Origin of the sequence: Thermotoga sp. KOL6, assembly GCF_002866025.1 — a bacterium.
Taxonomy (GTDB): Bacteria; Thermotogota; Thermotogae; order Thermotogales; family Thermotogaceae; genus Thermotoga.
Genome location: NZ_LNDE01000001.1, coordinates 268,067 through 289,190, shown reverse-complemented (window position 1 = coordinate 289,190; position 21,124 = coordinate 268,067). Strand labels below are relative to the sequence as shown.

Genomic DNA, 21,124 nt, shown 5'->3' with positions numbered 1-21,124 from the left:
GAGAAAAATTGTGATACTCGTATTTTCAGGAAGTGGTATTTTCGCGTTATTTCTTCTCATGTTTTTTCTGATGAAAGAAGCTTGGCCCGCCCTCGTGGAAATTGGGGGCGAGCTTTTCACAAGTGTTTATTGGTATCCAACGTCTGAACCGCCTGAATACGGTATGCTTGCAATGATCGTGGGAACCCTTCTTCTCACGAGCTTTTCTTCACTGATTCTTCTTCCCATTGGATATCTTATAGCGTTCTTTCTACACACTTACGCTTCAAATGCAGAGAAGAACCTTATAAGGACCACTGTAGAGTTTCTTGCAGGAACTCCATCAGTTGTTATGGGTCTCTTTGTACTTTCTTACATTTCCCCAATTCTCCTTCGCTTCGACATCTGGTCAACAGAGAACTTTCTTATGGCATCTATTGGACTTATTTTAACAGCGTTGCCTTACACTGTTTCTCTTTCACTTGAAGCCCTTGATTCAGTTGATGTTTCCCTTGAGGAGAGCGCGTTGGCACTTGGTGCTGATAAATTTACCACCACTTTAAAGATCACAACCAGAGCCGCACTCTCCGGGATTCTCAACGCTTTCGTACTTACCGTGAACAGAGTCGTTGGCGAAACTATGATTGTTCTCATGGTCGGAGGGGGAGCAGCTATCATTCCGCGATCTCTGTTCGATCCTGTAAAACCTCTAACAGCTGCTATAGCGAGCGAAATCGGTGAGGTGGCAGTTGATAGTATGCATTACCACGTACTATTTGCTGCCGGTGTTATCCTGCTAGCCATCTCTCTTACTCTCACGGGTGTTTCCAGATACATATCGGGGAGGCAAACAAGATGAGAAAAGACGCGTTCATCTCTGGTATTTTTCGAGCAATTAGCTATGTCGCTTTTGCTGTGGTTCTGATCATGTTCATGGCGATTCTCGTTGATGGAGTAAGGTTTTTCTCAGCCTCCTTTTTCCTAGATTACCCAAGAAACGGCATGACCGAAGGAGGGATCTTTCCTGCCATATTGGGGAGTTTTTATCTCATGCTTCTCACGTTTCTAATATCCGTTCCACTCGGAATGTTTACAGGGGTATTTCTTGCAGAGTATGGCAACAATCCAGTAGCAAAGTGGATAGATGTTTCTCTCTCGGCACTCAGTGGCATACCTTCCGTCGTATACGGTCTTTTTGGGCTCGCTTTCTTCTGCGTAGCTCTCAAATTTGGCACTTCCATGATAGCAGCTTCTCTAACGTTATCACTCATGGTCCTACCGGTTATTGCGACCTCAACTCGTGAAACGTTGAAGGCCATTCCTGTTGAAATTCGAGAAGCAGCGTTGGCCCTTGGAGCTACGGAAGAAGAGGTGATTTTCAAAGTACTATTACCCGCAGCGAAAAAGGGAATTCTCACTGCTGTGTTTGTCGGAGGTGGTAGAGCGTTAGGTGAAACTGCTCCTGTACTTCTCACCGGTGCTGTCTTCTATTCGACACAGCTTCCTAAGAACTTGCTTTCTCCGGTTATGACTCTTCCAACTCATATCTATTACATAACGGCAGCTTACGGAGAATCCGCTCAATGGATGGCGAAGGGTACAGCAGCTTTCTTGATGATAATCGTTGCTATCGTATACGGTATAGCTTTCCTTTTGAGGAGGAGAGACGATGGAATCAATTATTGATATCGAAAACTTCAGTGCATATTACGGTGACAAAATAGCAGTGAAAAACGTGACAATGAGGATTTTCAAGAATCAAATAACCGCTATTATCGGTCCTTCGGGTTGTGGAAAAACCACTCTTCTAAGAAGTATCAACAGGATGAACGATCATTTACCTGGTTTCAGAGTGGAAGGTAAGATATATTTCAAGGGACAGGATGTGTACGATCCTAAGCTCAACGTGATAGAGTATAGAAAAAGAGTGGGGATGGTCTTTCAAAAACCTACACCGTTTCCGATGTCCGTATACGACAACGTAGCCTTCGGCCCTAGGATACACGGTGTGAAGAGTAGACACGTTTTGGATAGAATAGTCGAAGAAGCACTGAAAAAAGCCGCACTTTGGGATGAAGTAAAATCGGAGTTGAACAAGCCAGGGAATAAGCTTTCAGGTGGTCAACAACAGAGGCTTTGCATAGCAAGAGCCATAGCGGTAGAGCCAGAAGTCATACTTCTTGACGAACCCACTTCCGCTTTGGATCCTATTGCAACTCAAAGGATAGAGAAACTTCTTGAGGAACTCTCTCAGAACTACACGATAGTTTTAGTTACCCACAACATTGGTCAAGCCATAAGAATAGCCGATTACATTGCTTTCATGTACAGAGGTGAATTGGTGGAGTTTGGTCCCACTAGAGAAATCGTTGAAAGACCTAAGAACAGTCTCACAGAAGAGTATCTGACTGGGAAAATTGGATGACGGAGGCGAAAAGATGGTAGACCATGTTCATTTTGAAAGAGAATTGACACTTCTGAAATCCGATGTTTCAAAGATGCTCTTTTTGGTTTCTGAGTCTTTAAACGATGCGATAGAATGTCTCGAAACCATGAACACGGCAGTGGCCAAAAGAGTACTTGAGTCTGACGATATGATAGACGATTTGAACAAGGAGATAGAAGAAAAAGCATATCAGATAATAGCAAGATACAACCCTATTTTGAAGCAACTTAGGTACATCATTACCATTTTAAAGTTCTCCAACGACCTTGAAAGAATAGGCGATCTCTCTTGTAACATAGCGGAAAAGTGTTTGTACCTCTCCAAGAGGAAGATAAAGTTTGAGATGTTGAAAGAGTTGAAAGATATGTTTGGAAGTACGCTGAAAGTGGTACAGGATTCCTTCAAGACTTTTGTTGATGAAGACGTGGATTCTGCTTTCAAGCTGTGGAAGTTTGATGATTCGATAGACGAAATGGAGAAAAGGATCCGAGAGATCGTCGTCGAGAAAATCAAAGAAGATGGCATACCCGCTGAACTTGCTTTGGTTTACATTCTCATTGCCAGAGATCTAGAAAGAATAGGTGATCATGCAAACAACCTTTGTGAAGAAGTGATCTACATAGTGACAGGAAAGAATATGAAGGACTTTCTGAGAGGTGTCGAAAGTGGGAATAAGGGTGTTGATAGCTGAGGATGATGAAGATATTAGGAGTGTCCTGAAAAGATATCTAGAAGCTGAAGGATTCGAGTGTGATGAAGTAGGAACCCTTTTCGATTTGAAGAAGAAGCTATCGGAAAATGTGTACAGTGTTGTACTTCTCGACCTTATGTTTCCCGATGGGATCGCTATGGATGAAATTCCAGAGATGAAAGTTTCTCATCCTGAAACGGCGATTCTCATAATTTCGGCGAGAGATAGAGATCTTGATCGAATCTTTGGAATAGAGCTTGGAGCAGACGACTACATAACGAAACCTTTCAATCCTAGAGAGGTAATAGCGAGGGTAAAAGCCATCCTGAGAAGAATGGGAAAAGAACAAAAAGTTTTGAAGTTTGGAAAACTTGAGATCTTTCTCGAAGACTATCTTGTGAGGTACGATGGAAAAATCATTGAGATGACCGCTAAAGAGTTTGAAGTTTTGAAACTCCTAGCCATCACTCCCAACAAAGTCTTCTCTCGAGAGGAGATTCTAGACAGGGTTTGGAAAGATGAATACGTTTCTGATAGGGTGGTAGATGTACATATAAGTGCCATTCGAGCAAAGATTGGGAAAGGTTGGATAAAAACAGTTAGGGGATTGGGATATAAGTTTTCATCCCGAGGTGATGAGAATGATAGAAGTTGAGGATCTGAGCCATCTCAAAGAAGCGATAGTGATTTTGGAAGGGTTGAAAGTAAGAGCTTCGAATACCGTAGGTGAGAGATACGGATTTAAAAAGGACAAAAGTTTGCTCTCCGTTTTTACTTGCAAAGAGATGGACAAAATCGTTGATAAAATACAGAAAAACAAGGATTTTTCCATTGAAACAGACGCCTACTTTTTCGAAATTCAGGCGAAAAGATTTGTCTCTTTCCACTTCAATCCAAAAAAGGGACTTTTAATTGTGAACGACCTCACGGAAGAAAAAAAATTGGATGAGGCCAAACTTGATTTTGTTATGGCTGTATCGCACGAACTTTTCACACCCCTTTCTGCCTCCAAAGCAAATGTTTTTCTCTTAAAAGATCTTGAGAAGGATTCCGAAAAACTTCAAATTTTGGAAAAGATCGAACGTTCTCTTGACAAGATGGAAACCATCATTAGACAATCCAAAGTCCTTGCTATGGTACAACTTGGTCTCTACGAACTCAAAATGGAAAGTGTTTCAGTAAAAGAAATTCTTGAGAAAATATTTGAGGATCTTCGAAGAAAGATTGAATCGAAGAAAATAAAGTTGAAATTCTTACTGGAAGTTGATGAGCTCGAAACAGATAGATTTGTTTTCTACACAATTTTAAAAAATCTAATTTCAAATGCTGTTAAATACTCTTACCCAAAATCCGAAGTAGAAGTCATCGTTTCCAAAGAAAAAATGACGGTTAAAGATCAAGGAATAGGAATAAAAGAGGAAGAACGAGAAAGGATTTTTGAACGTTTTTACAGGGGTGCTGAGGCCCTCAAGATGGCACCCGGATCGGGACTTGGCCTTTCTATAGTTAAACATCTCTGTAACATGATAGGATATAAACTCGAAGTTAAATCGCGTTGGCTTTTAGGATCCGAATTCACTGTGCGATTCAGATGATGTATTCGTCTTCATCGTTTTCGCTTTCCATCACGTAACCGTCCTCTCTCGTACACCAAGCCGGTAATGGAAACTTCACAGTGAGCGGAAGGTTCAGAAAAGGTTGATCCACTATCACTTCTCCTTGTTTCAAAAGAGCCGCTTTTCTCTTGTAATGATCTGTGAGGTGTGAGTATTCTGGTTTCAGGAGTTCTGCACCTTTTTGTCTGCCAACAACTACTGTAGCTGCTTGTGTGATAACTCTGTAGTCTACTTCGGAAGCTGTTTGTTCTGCTCCAATGAGAATCACTCTGAAAGATCTTCCACGCTCGGCAACATCTCTGAAAATGTTCGCAAGTGCTCCTCCTCCGTGTCTCGGTGCATACTTGTTCAGCTCATCCAAGAAAATGAAGACGGGATGTACGAAGCTGTTGTTGGTTTCTTTCTCTCTCATAACTTCGGAAAGAATGGCACCCACAACGAAAGCTTGAGAACGCGTTCTCAGTTTCGATATGTCTATTACGGTGACCCGTCCTGGTACGTTCCAATTTATTCGATATTCCACTTGACTTGCGGTCACCCCCAAGGGTGGTCTCATCCAAAGTCTGTCGAAATCCATTTTTTGGGCGGTTTTCAAACGACGCACTAACATGCTGATAGTTTGTGACTGCACATGTTCGCTCAAAAGATATCTTCTTGCCTTTCCGTCGTCTCTCTTCAGATCTTCTATTAAACTGTCGAGATCAAGAGGAATCTCGTCTTTTATAAGACCATCACCGTGTTTCATAGCGATCTCTCTTAAAGCTTGTGAAGGAAGCTGTTCCTTGTCTTTCACGTAACCTCTGCTCAGAAATTCTTGATAAATTTCTTCCATTCTTTGGGTGAGAAATTCTTGAAGTGACCATACGGCCAATTGGAAGTTCTGGTTACGGGCCATCTCATCGGGATCGAACATGAGTTCCAGGAGTCCCATTTCAACGATGTCAAAGGTGTCCCAACCGTAAGTTTTCACACCGCTCATTCGTTTGTTCACATCTGGTTTGTAAGATCCCTTACGCTTGCTTGGTGCGTAAAAGGCAACGTTTTCAAACGGCGTTGGTTCGATATCCAGTGATTTGTACATCTCGTCCCATTTTTCCCTTTCCGCTTTCCATTCTTTCGAAATGCGATCGAGAAACATTAAGCTTTCTCCTTTTACGTTGAATATAATATACCTCGCTTCACGTAGCAGTTCCATTAGCTCTCCTTCGTGCTTTCTAGAAGTCTCCATCATAGATTTCACAAGAAAAGTCGTGTAAGATGTCTTCGCTGCCACACCGGACTGTCCCGAAACATTGATGTGTGCTCCATTGTCTCCTAAGATGTATCTCAAATCCAAATAAGCGGGTCTACCGTTTTTGAGAATCCCCACAGGAAGTGCCACGTTCTTTCTCTTCAATTCATCGAAGCCGAGTGCGATGTCTATCTCATCGTCCTCAACGAGAAAGACGGGAGAACCAATTGAAGGAGGAATTTCTGGTGCTGTTTCAGAGAGTTGTTCACCTTTTTTCAGGAAAGATCTCGTCACTTTTACTTTGGCGATGTAGATTGGATAAGCGGGTTTTAATCCTTCAAGAGCCACATCTTCCTCGTAACCATTCTTTAAATCCCCGTCCCATCTATTTTGTATGTCCACAATTACCCCGTAAGTGAGAACTTTTCCGTACCCTGTGGAGTACTCGATTTTTACAATATCTTCTATCTGTGCACTCGCTTGATATCCTCTTTCGGAAACCATTCTCACGAAGAATTCGTAAGGATTGGATTCAAAAATACCCGTAACAACTCCAATCTGTTTCATATCATCCCTCCTCGATGAGCTGTTTCCTGTACATCTTACTGTACACACCTTTCTTTCTGATCAATTCTTCATGAGTTCCCTCCTCTACGATCGTTCCATCGTCGAGAACGTATATCTTGTCCGCATCTTTCAGAACTTTCAAACGATGGGTTATCACTATGATCGTCTTCCCTTTCATTTTGTTTCTGATGGAGTTTATGATTCTTTCCTCGGTTTCTGGATCAACGGCAGAGAGGCAATCGTCGAAGATGTAAATTTCAAAATCCCTGATCAAAGCTCGGGCTATGGTAATCCTCTGCTTCTGACCACCTGAAAGTGTTACACCTCGCTCACCCACAATAGTGTCGAACTTTTCAGGGAAATTCATAATATCGTCGTACACAGCTGCGAGTTTCGTTGCCTTTTCAATCTTTCCTTCGTCAACATTCTCCATTCCCATTGTTATGTTGTTTCTTATCGTGTCTGAAAAGAGAAAAGTTTCCTGAGGAACGAGGGTTACCAACGACCTCAAATTCTCCGAAGAAACATCGTTTATGTCTATCCCGTTCACGAATATCTTACCTCTTTCTACTGGGTAGAGTTTCATCAAAAGTTTAGCTATAGTGGTTTTTCCGCTTCCAACACTTCCAACAATTCCGATCATATCTCCTCTTTTTATCTCCATGTAGATGTTTTTCAACACCACTCGATCGGACATTGGGTACTTGTACGTCAGATCCCTTATAACGAATTCTTCGAAGTGTTCTATCCTGATAGGTTTTTCTGGTTCCTTTACCTCAGGCTGAGCGGTGAAGATTGTATCCAGGCGTTTCATAGCAGCCCTACCTCTTTGGAACAAATCTACCATGAAACCGTATGCCATCATGGGCCATACCAGCATCCCAAGATACGAGTTGAAAGCAATGAAATCACCCAAGGAAATCGTCTCGTTTATGACGGCTCTTCCACCATAGAGGAGAGCGAGAAAGAATGATGAAAAGGCGATCAGACTTATGAGTGGTCGAAAGATGCTGGAAATTTTTATGGATCCTATCGTATCTCCGAAGTTCTTTTTCGCTTTCTCTTCAAACAATTTGAATGAAATATCTTCCGAGGAAAAACTCTTTACAACACGGATACCACTTACCGTCTCTTCTGTGAAACCTGAGAGTCCTGAAAAAGACTTTTGAACCTCTGCCACTTTTCTGTGGATGAGCCTCCCGAAAGACATGGAAGTTGGTATCAAGAGCAAAAGAGGAGCAAAACTAATCCACGAGAGTTTCCAGCCAACGTTTCCTATCATGAAAATGAAGACCATCACGATCATAATGAAGGAATCGAAGAGCAAGATAGCCCCTTGGCCGAGTACTCTTCTTAGTAAACTCAGGTCGTTGGTGAATCTTGCCATGAGCTCTCCACTTTTTATCCTATCGAAGAAACCTGGAGTAAGGCTCAGCATCTTGGAGAACATCATATTCATCGTTTCCAACAAAAACTTCCTAGAAGCGCCACCTAGGAAGTATCTCCACAAGAATCTTCCTATGAACATTCCGGAAGCAGCTGCCATTATCCATCCTATCATTATCTTCAACGTTGCAAAATCTGTGGTTCCTGTGTTCAAAGTGTCTACGATTCTTCCAACTACACGAGGAACATAGACCTGCAAAAGGTCTACTGTAACAAGAGACAGAAATCCGAAAAGGTATTTATACCAATTTTTCTTCAAAAAATCAGCGAGAATTGAGGAAGTCTTCAATTCTATCCAACGCCTCCGAGAGCTTTTCTGTGGAAGTAGCGAAAGAGAGTCTTACAAAGCCAGGCCTGAGAAAAGAGGAACCTGGTACTAAAGCAACTCTTTTCTCTTCAAGAAGCCTTTCACAAAATCTTAGATCGTCTCCGGGTGTTTCAAAAAACAAGTAAAAAGCACCTGAAGGTTCGACAAAGTTCACACCGATCTTTTTCAATCTATCCACAACGAAATCTCTTCTTTCTTTGAAGGTTCGGACCATGTGAGAGTTGTCTACATTTAGAGCTTCGAGGGCAGCATACTGTGCAACCGTGTTGATGCAAGATGTGGTATGGGACTGGATTTTCGCCACAGCAGAGGCGACTTCCGCATTGGAAATCAAGTAACCCACTCTCCAACCGGTCATGGCATGAGATTTTGAGAAACCGTTTATGTAAACGATTCTTTCGAAATCTTTACCCACATTCAAGATGGAAGAAAATTCATCGGTGTAAACCAAAGAATCGTACACCTCATCGCTCACCACGTAGAAATTTTTCTCTTTGGCAAGTTCCAGGAGTCTTTTCAAAAAATCTTCTCTATAAATCACACCAGTAGGATTGTTGGGGGAGTTGATAAGAACGGCCTTCACTCTACTATCGACAAGCTTCTCCAACTCTTCTATGCTCGGATGGAAGCCGCTTTTCAGAGACGTTTCCACCACCTTGGCTGCTCCACCCGAGAGAACAATCTGTGGTATGTAGCTCACCCACACCGGGGAGAAGACGATCACCTCATCACCTGGATCGAGCAAGGTCATAAACGTGTTGAAAAGTGCTTGTTTTGCTCCGTTTGTCACAATCACTTGATCTGGAGTTATCTCTTTCCCATACTTTTTTCCTATCTTTTCAGCGATAGCCCTTCTCAGTTCGAAGATGCCTCTTGGGTCGGTGTACTTTATGTGTCCTTTTTCCAAGAGCTTCTTTGCCGCGTCAATGATAGGTTCAGGAGTGGGAAAATCGGGTTCACCAGCGGTGAGATTTATAACATCCTCTCCTTTTCTAATGAGTTCCTTCGCTTTCGCATCCAACTCCATTGTCTTGGACACCGGTATTTTCGAAATCTTCTTGGATACCATCTGAAACCCTCCTGATTGTGTTTTCATATTTAATACTACCACATATGTTGAATTCAAGGCATTTTAAACTTCCTGTGTTATCCTTTGAAGCGAAAGGAGGAGTTGGAAATGGAAGCTGTGATTTTCGATATGGATGGAGTGCTCATGGACACTGAACCGCTCTATTTTGAGGTTTACAGAAGGGTTGCAGAAAATTATGGGAAACCTTACACGGAAGGAATTCACAGGAAAATCATGGGAATTCCTGAGAAAGAAAGCCTCGTCATCCTGATAAAAGAACTCGATGTAAAAGAGGATGTTGAGACATTCAGAAAAAAGATCCAAGAAGAAAAGAGCCGGGTTTTTGCCGAATTGCTGAAGGAAAATCCAGGGATCAAGGAAGCGCTGAGTTTCGCAAAAAGCAAAGGTGTAAAGCTCGCCCTTGCAACTTCTACCTCGAAAGAAGAAGCTCTTCAGAGGCTTGAGAAACTGAAGCTGAAGAAATTCTTCGATGTTATGGTCTTTGGTGATCAGGTAAAAAACGGAAAACCAAATCCAGAGATATATTTGCTTGCGCTGAAAAAATTGAGAGTGAATCCTTCAAAAGTGATCGTCTTTGAAGATTCAAAAAGTGGAGTAAAAGCAGCGTTGGGTGCCGGTATAGAAAGAGTGTACGGAGTAGTTCACTCTTTGAACGATGGAAAATCTCTGCTCGAAGCAGGTGCAACGAGAGTAGTAAGGCCTGAGGAAATTCTCAAAGTTCTCAAAGAGGTTCTTTGAACTTGTTGGTTATGGGCATCCTCCAATCTTTTCCAAAAGCCCTGATAGTGATTTTTGTGCCGATAGCTGCCTGTTTTCTTTTGTATTCGTTTCTTCTCACCATTTCTGTTACCTCTATTACCGTCCTTTTGTCGAATCCCTTGAGTGCGATCTCTTCTGGATCAAGACCTTCTTCTATGTAAAGCTTCAGTATTTCATCCAAGATTTCATATGGAGGCAACTTTTCTTGGTCTGTTTGACCTGGTCTGAGTTCCGCAGAAGGAGGTTTGATGAACACGTTTTCTGGTATGATTTGTTTTCCTTTCCACTCGTTGTACCATCTTCCTATTTTGTATACGTCGGTTTTGTATACGTCTTTTATCACAGCAAAACCACCTGCCATGTCTCCATAAAGAGTTGCGTATCCTGTTGCCATTTCACTCTTGTTTCCAGTAGTCAGAACGAGCCATCCGAATTTGTTCGAAAGGGCCATGAGGTAATTTCCTCTTATCCTGGCTTGTATGTTCTCCTCAGTTATGTCAGGTTCCCGACCTGCGAACACATCTTTCAGAGCTTCGAGATAAGACTTGAACACTTCAGTTATTGGTATCACAAATGTTTCTATCCCCAAATTTCTTGCAAGCATTTGTGCATCTTCTATGCTAGATTTTGAGGTGTACATAGAGGGCATCAAAACTCCTTTAACATTTTCTTTTCCCAAAGCTTCAGTGGCTATGACAGCGACGAGAGAGGAATCCATTCCACCGCTGAGACCAACAAGAACTTTTTTGAAACCGTTCTTTTTTACGTAATCTCTCACACCTGCAACCAAAGCTCTGAACATCTCTTCTTCCCTGCAAGGAATTGGGTTGACAGTTGATTCGTAGTAAGATGTTTTTTCACGAATGTGTCCAACTTTTATGACTTTCGATGGATAATTGTGGGTCTTCATATACCTTCTTCTTGGATCTATCAAAGATGTTCTGAGATTTTCGTCGAGATCCAGATCCACAGTAATCATTTCTTCTTCAAAAAGCTTTCCGTAGCTTATCGCTTCTCCCGAAGCATCTACAACTATACTTCCACCGTCGAAAACAAGTTCATCTTGTCCCCCAACCATGTTGCAATACGCTATTGCTGTGTGATAATCGTACGCTCTCATCGATAGGTAGCTTCTTCTCAAAGCAGGTTTTCCCACATGATAGGGAGACGCCGAGAGATTCGCTACGATGTGTACTCCTTCTCCGAGAGAGAGTGTGGCAATCGGCTCCACTGGGTTCCAAATGTCTTCACAGATGGTAACTCCTATTTTTATATCGCCCATTTCCAGAACGAGAAGATTCTCACCAGGTTTGAAGTATCTCCTTTCGTCGAAAACACCATAGTTTGGCAGAAACATCTTCCTGTACGTTCCGAGTATTTCTCCCCTTTTCAAAACAGCAGCTGCGTTGTACGCATCTTCATCACTGTCGATGAAACCAACGAGCACTGTAACTTCGCAGTTCTTGGTATAGGATGCGAACTTTTGGAGGTATCTTTTGTTCTCTTTCAGGAAAGACAACCTCAACATGAGATCTTCCGGTGGATAGCCTGGTAAGAACAACTCAGGAAAGATGAGAAGATCGCTTTCCCGTTCTTCAGCTGTTTTCAAAGCTTCTATCGCTTTTTTTAGATTTCCTTCAAAGTCACCTAGCGTCGGATTGAGTTGAGCTAGGGTTACTCTCAGTCTTTTCATATGATCCCTCCAAGATTGAAAAGAGAGTGTACACAAGAACTATTCTCAAAAAATTCGACAAGATGGAACCTATGAAAGGAATAAACCAGACTATGAACACAACTCCAGCGACGAGGAATGCTTCGATTGTCCTTTGTTGATTGAACACCATTTTGTAACTCTCTGTCAACACTGTGGATACCGAATCATACTTGGCAGAAAGAAGAGGAGTGAAAAGGAGAAACATGAACGCTATGAATCCTGGAAGAACAAATATAGAAAAGCCCAATGCCAATGTCATACCATAAAATGCACTGAAAACAAGGAGGCTAAACAAATTCTCTTTTTTCCATTTTACGACAAGAGATCCTAAAAACAGAGCCAACATAGTTTCTTCAAAAAGCTTTATGGCGAAAAGGTCTAAATCCAAGAAATCGTATTTTCCCGTGAAAACATAGAGTACTTCTACCACGATTCCTAAAGCGACTGCTATGATACTCACCATAGCGACTTTTGTGTTTTGAACTACTTCCTGGAATCCTCTCACAAAGCTTTCAAACATGTCCATCCCCCCTAACTAGCTGCTGTACTCTATCCTCCAATCGCAATCAACCTTCCCTACTACTATGCCACTCTCCAACCTACTCAGTATATTTTCTAACTTGTCTTTTTCCGCAATTACGAACATTCCAATTCCCATGTTGAAGGTGTTTATTGCTTCCTCGAACTCCACGTATCTCAAAATCCAGTCGATGAAATCCCTTCTGGGAAGAGAAATGTGTGCTCCAGAGTTTCTTAATACTCTCTTCAGAGCCCTGTACACACCTCCACCCGTCACGTGGGCCAAACCTTTTATTGAATCAAACACATCTATCACTTCACTGTATATACGTGTCCCCTTAAGAAGATCAAAAGGCAAACTCTCAGGCTTTATATTTTCTTCTTTCAGAATTTTCCTTATCAGGGACCAACCGTTTGAATGAAAACCCGAAGAGGGGATACCGATAATGATGTCCCCTTCTTTTATCGTATCGATGGGAATGTTTCTTTCTAAAATTCCTACCGCGAATCCAACAGCATCCCAATCGTTGCGATAGACGTCCGGCATTTCTGCAGTTTCTCCCCCAACTAATTTCATTCCCACACTTTCCAAGACGGATATTAACTCTTCAATGAATTTTTCATGTTCTTCGGATATCTTCTCTACACCGAGGTAATCTAGAAAAGCCAAGGGCCTTGCTCCCACACATACCAAGTCATTGTAGTTCATACCCACCAGATCTTCTGCCGCATAGCGCCACGTTCCATACTTTCGATGAAGGATGAGTTTCGTTCCTATACCATCTGCTGTGACGGCCACGGGTGGTTTCGAAATTCCTAATACGGCGGCGTATCCCGTCGGTTCTTTCAGCAACCAATCAGGAAGATTCACGGTTTCTTTTATTTTCTTGGAAAACTTTTCTCCCCTTTCGACATCTACACCAGCGTTTTTGTAAGTGTACTTCATAGAGCTATGTCCTCCCTGTACATCTTTCCCTCGAAATGCACTTTTTTAACAAGTTCATAAGCATCTTTTCTCGCTTCTTCTTTGGTCGAACCGGTGCCCATACAATGAAGCACCCTTCCTCCTGCTGTAACCAGTTTTCCATCTTTTTCTGAAACTCCCGCGAAGAATATAAGACCCTCTTCTGGCAATGTGATCTCTTTTCCTTTTTCCGGAGCGTCTGGATAACCTCTTGAAGCAAGAACTACATCTACTGCAAAACCTTTTGGAGAAATCGCTTCCATTCTACCACCTCTGTATCCCTCTAAAACGGTGTTAACAAAAGCTTCAGGATTCAATGTCACAATTACCTCAGTTTCAGGATCCCCCAATCGTACATTGTACTCAAGAATATAAGGATCTCCATTGTAGAGCATCAAACCTAGATACAAAAAACCTCGATATATGTAACCTTCCTTCTCTACTCCCCAAAGAGTTTTATCGAAGAGTTCTTCGATTTTTGATACCGTGTCAGGGGATATATCCACAGGACCCCAAGATCCCATACCACCTGTGTTCGGGCCTTTGTTTCCTGTGAGAAGTCGCTTGTAATCCCTCACAAAGGGAAGCAACACAAAGTTTCTGCCATTGACTATCGCCATGGCTGAGAGTTCTTCACCTGGTATGTACTCGTCCAAAACAACAGGACCAGAAACTCCTTTTATTAAACTTCCTTCTATGAGTTTTGATCCCTTCTCTACTGCCTCTTCCTCTGTTTCGAGAATCAAAACACCTTTTCCTCGAGCAAGGCCATCAGCTTTTACCACATAAGGAGAAGAAAATTTTTTTATTTTTTCTCTCAATTCTTCAGGAGTTTCTGCTATTTCAAAACGGGCGGTTCTTATTCCGTATTTTTTCATGAAGAACTTTGCGTATACTTTGGATCCTTCTAACCTTGCAACTTCTTTGATCGGTCCAAAGACATTCGATTTCCAATTTGCTACTCCTTCGACTAGAAATTCCTCCGATCCCGGGAGAATCAAGTCCTCTTCTGGAATGCTTTTTATCGTTTTTTCACCTTCGTAAGGATGATTCACACCGTCTCTCTTGGTACCAGCGTTCCCCGGATAAAAATGGACTTCGTATCCTTGTTGGCTAAAAGCCCATCCGATCGCATGTTCTCTACCACCAGAACCAAGAACGTGAACTCTCACAGTCATTCACCTCTCAGTGTCTGAATACTCTGCTTGGTGCTTTATAGAAAGTCAACCCGAGTTCTTTTGCTTTTGAAAGAACTTCTTCATCTCTTATCGATCCTAGAGGAGCCACCACTGCTTTCACACCGGCTTGTGCCAATATTTCCAGGGAGTCTGGAAAAGGAAAGAACGCATCCGAAGCTGCCACGGCTCCTTTTGCCTTATCACCGGCCATCACAGTGGCGATCCAAGCGGATCTTTTTCTGGAAGGTTGACCACTTCCTATTCCCACTGTTACACCGTTTCTTACGATGAGGACAGCGTTTGATTTTACACCTTCTACTACTCTGTAAGCGAAATCTATGTCTTCAAACTCTTTTTCGGAGAGAGGATCTCCCACGACTAATTCGAACTCTCCTTCTGGATATTTTCTTTCACTCAAAACCAGAGAACCAAAAGCCATCTTCCCCGCTGTTGGAATGTAGTTGTTAGGTTTCAAAAGTCTTACCTTTTTCTTGGAAAGGATGTTTACTGCTTCAGTGGTGAAGGAAGGGGCGACTATTACTTCCAGATACTTCTTCAGAGACCTTGCAATTTCTTCATCTATTTCAAAATTGACAGCGAGGATTCCTCCAAAACTCGATTCGCTGTCTGCTTCAATAGCCTTTCTTACAACTTCGATCTTATTTTCACCTACTGCCGCTCCACAGGGAGATTGATGTTTTACCACAACGGCCCCCATTTTTGGAAGATTCTTAGCAACAAACCATGCGTTCTCTGCATCCAAAATGTTGTTGAAAGATATCGTTTTTCCTTCATGGAGAATTTCGAAAGCAAGCTCTCCGTACACAGAGGCCTTTTCATGAGGATTCTCACCGTATCTCAGTTGAATCTCCTCTCTTCTAAAGGCCATTGAAATACCTTCAACAAGTTGATTCGCTCTTACAGAGTCGTACACACTGGTGAAGGCAAAAGTCATTCCAGCGAGGCGCTTTCTTGTTTCTTCATCATCTCTTTCTATGGCTAATTTCAAGGTTTTCATGTCGAAAGCAGGTTTCACATTTTTCCAATTTTTGGCAGCTGCTCTGAGAAGAGCAACCCCTCCTATATCGATGTCTGGTGGAGGATAAAGGTCAACGAATACAACATCCCACCTTGGATTCGGTCCAAGAATACCCGCAAAGATCTCGGGATGAAGAGTTTTCACGAGCCCTCCGAGAAGATTTTCAAAGCCTGTAATAGAGCTCACGTCATTTGCTTTTATTCCATTCTCTTTCAAAAACCTTGCCGTACCAGAACTTGCCCATATTTCCCATCCGCTTTCGTAGAGATCTTTCAGTACACCTAGGAATTTTTCTTTTTCGTACAAACTAACCAATATCCTCTTCAAGAATAACCCTCCTTCCTACGATTTTCCACTTTTTTTCCAACACCTTTTGAATAACAAGTGGATAGTAGCGGTGTTCCAATTTGTGAATTTCTTCTTCTAGTTTTTTCAGTGACCAATCTCTCTTTATTTCCAATGCTTTTTGAAAGATTATAGGGCCGGTGTCTACGCCTTCATCAACGAAATGGATGGTGATACCAGATACCTTTACACCGTAGTTGTACGCTTTTTCAATAGCGTGCATACCGGGAAAAGCGGGAAGGAGTGAAGGATGTATGTTCACGATCTTCCATTGCCACTCTTTAACAATTTCAGATGGGAGGATTCTCATGAACCCAGCCAAAACTATCAAATCTGGTTTCAGTCTTTCAAGATATTTTGTGAGAGATGAGTTCCAAGGTTTTTCCAGTCTGATCCATTGAATGTCCAACCTCTTTGCCCTTTCGACAGCAAAACATTCCCTATCAACAAGAAGAGCTTGTATTTCAGCCTTTAGAAGACCCTTTTGTGTTGCATTCGCTATTGCCTCGAAATTACTACCGTTTCCGGAGGCGAGAACAACTATTCGTGGAAGTACTCTCCGTTGAAACATGCCACACACAGTTCACTCCTCCTAATGGCTTTTTTCAAACCAGACAACGAAAGGTAGAAGAGGGAATCTGCATTGACAATTTTTTTAATTTCTTCTACGTCATGTTCTCCCGCAACGAGTTCTTTCTTTCTCGCAGTATCTATTCCATAAAAGCAGGGATATCGAACAGGGGGGGAATGAATACCTACATGAACTTCTTTTGCTCCGGCTTCTCTCAATATCTTCACGATGATGCCCATTGTCGTTCCTCTGACAATCGAATCATCGATAACCACGACCCTTTTTCCGCGGATCACATCTTCAATTGGAACAAGTTTTTTCTTCACAATTTTTTCTCTGTTCGCAGGCATAATAAAACTTCTACCAACGTACCTGTTTCTCATGAGGCCGATATCCAGCGGGATTCCAGAAGCGTTGGAAAACCCCATTGCTCCCGAAAGACCAGAGTCAAGAACAGGAACAACCACATCGGCTTCTATGGGATTTTCTCGGAAAAGTTCTTCACCCATTCTGTAACGAACAATATGAACACTTTGGCTCATAAAATGACTATCTGGCCTTGCAAAATAGATAAACTCAAAAGAACAGAATTTCTTCCCCCGACTGCCGAATTTTATTCTTTCTTCTCCCTCGGTTGTGAAAAACACAATCGTTCCAGGAGGAACTTCTTCTATTTCTTCTACCCCAATGGCTCTCAGTGCGGAGTCTTCAGAAGCTACTACTACTCCTTCGTCGAACCTTCCGTAAAAGAGAGGACGCACGCCGTAGGGATCACGTGCAGCTGCAAGAAAGTCTTCGTGAAGTATCAACAAGGAATAAGCGAGTGGTACTTTCTTCAACGCTTTGACAATAGAACTTTTTAAATCTCCTTCGTTCATGGAAATAAGGTGAAGGAATATTTCAGAATCCAAGGTACTTTGAAAAACAGCTCCTTTCTCATGGAGCAAATCTATCCATTTGTCTGCATTTGGAATATTGCCGTTGTGTGCCACGGCGAGTCTTCCTTTTTTCGTGAAAGCGAGAATAGGTTGAATGTCCTCAAGAGAACCGGCAGTGGAATATCTCACGTGTCCTATTCCTTTCTCTGCATCTTCCCATTTATCTTCCGTCAACACCGTGTCCACGAGACCTTTTCCCTTTATCGTTTTGAAGCCATCAACTACAATCCCTACGCTCTCCTGACCTCTGTGTTGAAGGCCCAATAGTACATCATGGAGCACGGAAAAAGCGTCTTTCACATTCCATACACCAGCGATTCCGCACACGTTATCACCTCGAAAGAGTTCCTACTTCTTTCATAGGGATATCAACCGATGGTTTGCTAGTGGAAAACACGAGCACAGTTTGATGGGCTGGTTCTACTTTTGGAAGTTTTACGTTTACTTTCAAACCGTATTCTTTGAATGTCTCCACATGTGTTTTGGTCAGGAGTTGGGAAGAGGCAAGTACAAATGCTCCGCTACCAACGAGATTCTTTATGGTTTCCCAAAGCTTTTTTTCTCTCTCCAAGTCGAAATCCGGCCACCCTACTGCAAAGATCTTCGAAGGTTTGGGTATAGAAACTCTCTGGGGGTCCACTTTACCAAGCATACCTATCACGAGGGTAGGGGGTATGGGTTTTCCTTGGTATGTGTTATAGAGAGAAGCATTTCCAGAGGCAACTGGCACATTGGTAAATTCACATGCATTTTTCAGAGCTCTCATCATAGCCGAAAGACCGACCGGATCTTCATCAGGATCTCCGTAATTTATACAGTTGGTGATGGCCAGTGGATCTGCTCCAACACTTAACGTTTTTCTCACACTTTCAAGCACAGCAATGAACGTTCCCCAGTACACATCTTGTAAGGCCAAATCCGCTCTGCTGTGTGTGACGAGGGAATAACCGCTGTTTCTCTTTATTCTCATTACAGCCGTTCCGAAACCAGGTGGAAGAACAGTGTCTGTTCCTACCATGTAATCGTATTGCTCAAAAACTTCTCTTGCGTTAACGTCCTCGAACTCCACTCTTTTGAATTTTGGTAAATCTCCAGGAGTGTAGTCGAGTGCTTCTTCCTCCGGGGCGTTTGCAAGCAGTTGAACGGGGACTTCCATTACGAGCCTATCTTCGTAGAGAACCCTATAAATCGGTTCTTTCACTACTTCTGCCACAACGTTTCCAAACAGTAAATGCTCTTTAGCTATTTCCAGTATTCTGTCTACTTTGGAGGGTGATGTCACCACTGCCATTCTCTCTTGACTTTCACTTATGAGAATTTCCCAAGGTTCCATGTTAGGTTCCCTCAAGGGGACACGATCGAGATGAACGATAGCACCGAGATTTCCCTTGGCCACAAGCTCCGATGTGGCAGATAGTACGCCACCTGCTCCGAGATCCTGTGCCCCTTCGACGAGACCTTCCTCTACCATCTTCAGGAAAGCTTCTATCAGCATTTTTTCAGCGAATGGATCACCAACTTGTATCGAGAGTTTTGTTGCTTTTTCTCCTGTTAGATCTTCAGAAGCAAAAGACGCTCCATGAATACCATCTCTCCCAGTTGCTCCTCCAAAGATCACAATAACTTGGCCGGGTCTGATAGCTTTGGAATCGATCAGCATGTTGTTTTTTACAACGCCAGCAGCGAGTACGTTTACAAGAGGGTTATGTGCATACAGAGGAGATATTCTTAGCTCTCCCCCCACTGTTGGTACGCCTATGGAATTCCCGTAATCGGCTATTCCTTCTATTATTCCATCGATCATCCGAGACATGTGTAGGGAATCGAATATTGCCGTGGGTCGAGCTCCCATTGCCAAAACATCCCTGATTATTCCACCAACACCTGTTGCTGCTCCGTTGTAAGGTTCAATAGCACTTGGATGGTTGTGACTCTCTATCTTGAAAGCGATCGAATAATATTCGTCCAGATTCACAACCCCAGCATTTCCTTCGAAACCAGTCTTCGGCAATCTCCTTATGTACTTCTTCGTGTGAGAATAGCCACAATGTTCACTCCACATAACAGAAAACGCTTGAAGTTCGACGAAGGAAGGCTTCCTGCCAAGCTCCTTCTCCAAGATGTCCAGATATCTCAATTTCATCACCTCTTCAGATAATTGAGAATGGATTGGAAAACCTTTACACCGTCTTCTCCACCGATGAGCTGTTCAATGGCTCTTTCTGGGTGGGGCATCAAACCAAAAACGTTCTTTTCTTCGTTTAGAATACCTGCTATTCGTTCATCAGATCCGTTTACATCTTCAACATATCGAAGGACGACGTTCACATTTTCTACCTTTACGTATCTTCCGAATCCGTGAGCTATCGGGATTTTTATTATCTCACCAGGATAGAAAGCGTTTGTGAAGGGGTTTTCTGTGTCTTCGACGACCAAATCAACCCACTTGCATATGAATTTTCCAGAGGAATTTTGAAGAAGAGCCCCTTTCAATAATCCCATTTCTATGAGTATTTGAAAACCGTTGCATATGCCCATTATCAACTTCCCTTTTTCAGCGGCTTTTTCTATTTCATATGAAATCTTTTCTCTTGCTGCAACAGCCCCGGGCCTGAGATAGTCCCCATAGGAAAATCCCCCGGGAAGAATTATCAATTCATAATCGTCCAACCTATCATCTAGCCCCACAAACTTCGGTTCAAATCCGTTTATTTCCAACGCGTGATAAGCATCCCTATCACAGTTGGATCCAGGATAAACTACAACACAAGCTCTCGGTCTCACAGTTCCCTCACCTCATACTCTTCTACAACGGGGTTTACCAAAAGTTCTTCACAAGCTTTTTTAACGATTTCATAGGCTTTCTCTTTGTTTTCTGCTTCTACTTCCAAATGAATGGATTTTCCTAGTCTCAACTTTTTGACGGGTAAGTTTTTCTCTTCTCTGAGAACACGCTCAATGGTTTCTCCACGAGGATCTCTAACGTTGCTCTTGTACTGAACGTCTACTGCGAACTTAAAGATCTGCAAAGTTCCAGCACCTCCTCGTATTTTTTCATGGGATCTCCAAGATTCCTCCTGTAAACGTCTTTATCGAAGATCTCTCCTTTTTTTCTCAATCGGAATGTATCCGGCGAAATTTCATCTCCTAATATTATTTGTCCATCTTTGCTGAGACCAAATTCGTACTTTATATCCCACAACTCAAAATCACCCTTTTCGAAAAACTCTTTCAGAACAAGAGTCGCTTTTATGGAGATTTCTTTCATTTCCTCTGCTTGTTTTTTGGTAGAGATACCCAAAATTTCTAAGTGATCAAAACACACCATAGGATCGTGTCTTTCGTCGTCTTTTATGAAGAACTCAACTAGAGGAAACGGTAGCTCTTCTCCTTCTACTCCCCCGTATCTCTTTACAAAGGATCCTGCCTTTTTTAGTCTCACCACAACTTCGAGAGGGAACATTTTCAGGGGAACGGTTTTTAATATATTTGGCGGTAGGAATTCAACGAGGTGGGTTTTGATCCCTTTTTCGGAGAGAAAATTCATAAGAATGGCGGTTATTTCTGCGCAGATAGAGCCTTTGTTCAATATAACATCGTGTTTCAAACCATCGCCGGCGGTAATATCATCTTTGAATTCAATTAAAGCATGATCGCCGACGATCCTAACAATTTTTGTTTTACCTTCGTAGACCACATACTC

The 21,124-nt window shown here is 42.4% G+C and carries 21 protein-coding genes; 7 read left to right on the top strand and 14 right to left on the bottom strand.

Annotated features, from left to right (window positions below; genetic code table 11):
- Nucleotides 1–10 precede the first annotated feature (10 nt).
- From AS005_RS01425 to AS005_RS01400, 6 genes are read left to right on the top strand one after another with little or no spacing between them, the layout of a single operon-like run.
- Nucleotides 11–838: a PstC family ABC transporter permease gene (locus tag AS005_RS01425; RefSeq protein WP_101510415.1), complete on the top strand. Its 828-nt coding sequence runs from the start codon at nucleotides 11–13 to the stop codon at nucleotides 836–838.
- Nucleotides 835–1,665, top strand: a complete 831-nt coding sequence (pstA, locus tag AS005_RS01420; protein WP_101509912.1) for a phosphate ABC transporter permease PstA — start codon at nucleotides 835–837, stop codon at nucleotides 1,663–1,665. The genes AS005_RS01425 and pstA overlap by 4 nt, the downstream gene beginning before the upstream one ends.
- Nucleotides 1,649–2,404, top strand: a complete 756-nt coding sequence (pstB, locus tag AS005_RS01415) for a phosphate ABC transporter ATP-binding protein PstB (RefSeq protein ID WP_101509911.1) — start codon at nucleotides 1,649–1,651, stop codon at nucleotides 2,402–2,404. The genes pstA and pstB overlap by 17 nt, the downstream gene beginning before the upstream one ends.
- 13 nt (nucleotides 2,405–2,417) lie before the next feature.
- On the top strand, nucleotides 2,418–3,116 hold the full coding sequence (gene phoU, locus AS005_RS01410) for a phosphate signaling complex protein PhoU (RefSeq protein ID WP_101509910.1): 699 nt from the start codon (nucleotides 2,418–2,420) through the stop codon (nucleotides 3,114–3,116).
- Nucleotides 3,091–3,771 (top strand): response regulator transcription factor, encoded by a 681-nt coding sequence (locus AS005_RS01405; protein WP_199203797.1) that lies wholly within the window; start codon nucleotides 3,091–3,093, stop codon nucleotides 3,769–3,771. The genes phoU and AS005_RS01405 overlap by 26 nt, the downstream gene beginning before the upstream one ends.
- A complete protein-coding gene (locus AS005_RS01400) occupies nucleotides 3,758–4,711 on the top strand; it encodes a sensor histidine kinase KdpD (protein ID WP_233186193.1) in 954 nt (317 codons plus the stop codon). The genes AS005_RS01405 and AS005_RS01400 overlap by 14 nt, the downstream gene beginning before the upstream one ends.
- Here AS005_RS01400 and AS005_RS01395 read toward each other — a convergent pair.
- The 3 genes from AS005_RS01395 to aspC are packed head-to-tail and all read right to left on the bottom strand — an operon-like array spanning nucleotide 4,704 to nucleotide 9,373.
- Nucleotides 4,704–6,530 carry an ATP-binding protein gene (locus tag AS005_RS01395; protein WP_101509907.1) on the bottom strand — a complete coding sequence of 609 codons (1,827 nt, stop codon included), beginning with the start codon at nucleotides 6,528–6,530 and terminating at the stop codon, nucleotides 4,704–4,706. The two genes, AS005_RS01400 and AS005_RS01395, sit on opposite strands and share 8 nt — an antisense overlap.
- A gap of 1 nt (nucleotide 6,531) precedes the next feature.
- A complete protein-coding gene (locus AS005_RS01390; RefSeq protein ID WP_101509906.1) occupies nucleotides 6,532–8,265 on the bottom strand; it encodes an ABC transporter ATP-binding protein in 1,734 nt (577 codons plus the stop codon).
- Nucleotides 8,240–9,373, bottom strand: coding sequence for an aspartate aminotransferase (aspC, locus tag AS005_RS01385; protein WP_101509905.1), 1,134 nt, complete (start codon nucleotides 9,371–9,373; stop codon nucleotides 8,240–8,242). Before aspC ends, AS005_RS01390 begins: the two co-directional genes overlap by 26 nt.
- A gap of 108 nt (nucleotides 9,374–9,481) precedes the next feature.
- Between aspC and AS005_RS01380 the strand changes: the two genes are divergently transcribed.
- Nucleotides 9,482–10,132, top strand: coding sequence for an HAD family phosphatase (locus AS005_RS01380; RefSeq protein ID WP_101509904.1), 651 nt, complete (start codon nucleotides 9,482–9,484; stop codon nucleotides 10,130–10,132).
- On the opposite strand, the gene AS005_RS01375 is transcribed toward AS005_RS01380, so the two are convergent.
- Genes AS005_RS01375 through AS005_RS01325 form a run of 11 tightly spaced genes read right to left on the bottom strand, consistent with a single transcriptional unit; the run spans nucleotide 10,116 to nucleotide 21,118 of the window.
- Nucleotides 10,116–11,846 carry an NAD+ synthase gene (locus tag AS005_RS01375; protein WP_101509903.1) on the bottom strand — a complete coding sequence of 577 codons (1,731 nt, stop codon included), beginning with the start codon at nucleotides 11,844–11,846 and terminating at the stop codon, nucleotides 10,116–10,118. The two genes, AS005_RS01380 and AS005_RS01375, sit on opposite strands and share 17 nt — an antisense overlap.
- On the bottom strand, nucleotides 11,797–12,387 hold the full coding sequence (locus AS005_RS01370; protein ID WP_101509902.1) for a hypothetical protein: 591 nt from the start codon (nucleotides 12,385–12,387) through the stop codon (nucleotides 11,797–11,799). The genes AS005_RS01375 and AS005_RS01370 overlap by 50 nt, the downstream gene beginning before the upstream one ends.
- Before the next feature lie 15 nt (nucleotides 12,388–12,402).
- The gene (locus AS005_RS01365) at nucleotides 12,403–13,332 is read right to left on the bottom strand and encodes a phosphoribosylformylglycinamidine cyclo-ligase (RefSeq protein ID WP_101509901.1); all 930 of its coding nucleotides are present in this window, start codon (nucleotides 13,330–13,332) and stop codon (nucleotides 12,403–12,405) included.
- Nucleotides 13,329–14,522: a phosphoribosylamine--glycine ligase gene (purD, locus tag AS005_RS01360; RefSeq protein ID WP_199203796.1), complete on the bottom strand. Its 1,194-nt coding sequence runs from the start codon at nucleotides 14,520–14,522 to the stop codon at nucleotides 13,329–13,331. Before purD ends, AS005_RS01365 begins: the two co-directional genes overlap by 4 nt.
- A gap of 13 nt (nucleotides 14,523–14,535) precedes the next feature.
- Nucleotides 14,536–15,894, bottom strand: coding sequence for a bifunctional phosphoribosylaminoimidazolecarboxamide formyltransferase/inosine monophosphate cyclohydrolase (locus AS005_RS01355; RefSeq protein WP_101509899.1), 1,359 nt, complete (start codon nucleotides 15,892–15,894; stop codon nucleotides 14,536–14,538).
- Nucleotides 15,875–16,492, bottom strand: a complete 618-nt coding sequence (gene purN / locus AS005_RS01350; protein WP_101509898.1) for a phosphoribosylglycinamide formyltransferase — start codon at nucleotides 16,490–16,492, stop codon at nucleotides 15,875–15,877. Before purN ends, AS005_RS01355 begins: the two co-directional genes overlap by 20 nt.
- On the bottom strand, nucleotides 16,453–17,748 hold the full coding sequence (gene purF / locus AS005_RS01345) for an amidophosphoribosyltransferase (RefSeq protein WP_101509897.1): 1,296 nt from the start codon (nucleotides 17,746–17,748) through the stop codon (nucleotides 16,453–16,455). The genes purN and purF overlap by 40 nt, the downstream gene beginning before the upstream one ends.
- Nucleotides 17,749–17,752: 4 nt before the next feature.
- On the bottom strand, nucleotides 17,753–19,564 hold the full coding sequence (purL, locus tag AS005_RS01340; RefSeq protein ID WP_101509896.1) for a phosphoribosylformylglycinamidine synthase subunit PurL: 1,812 nt from the start codon (nucleotides 19,562–19,564) through the stop codon (nucleotides 17,753–17,755).
- Nucleotides 19,564–20,205, bottom strand: coding sequence for a phosphoribosylformylglycinamidine synthase subunit PurQ (purQ, locus tag AS005_RS01335; RefSeq protein ID WP_101509895.1), 642 nt, complete (start codon nucleotides 20,203–20,205; stop codon nucleotides 19,564–19,566). Before purQ ends, purL begins: the two co-directional genes overlap by 1 nt.
- Entirely contained in the window at nucleotides 20,202–20,450 is a 249-nt protein-coding gene (gene purS / locus AS005_RS01330) for a phosphoribosylformylglycinamidine synthase subunit PurS (protein ID WP_101509894.1), read from the bottom strand. Before purS ends, purQ begins: the two co-directional genes overlap by 4 nt.
- On the bottom strand, nucleotides 20,426–21,118 hold the full coding sequence (locus AS005_RS01325) for a phosphoribosylaminoimidazolesuccinocarboxamide synthase (protein WP_101509893.1): 693 nt from the start codon (nucleotides 21,116–21,118) through the stop codon (nucleotides 20,426–20,428). Before AS005_RS01325 ends, purS begins: the two co-directional genes overlap by 25 nt.
- Nucleotides 21,119–21,124: the final 6 nt, after the last annotated feature.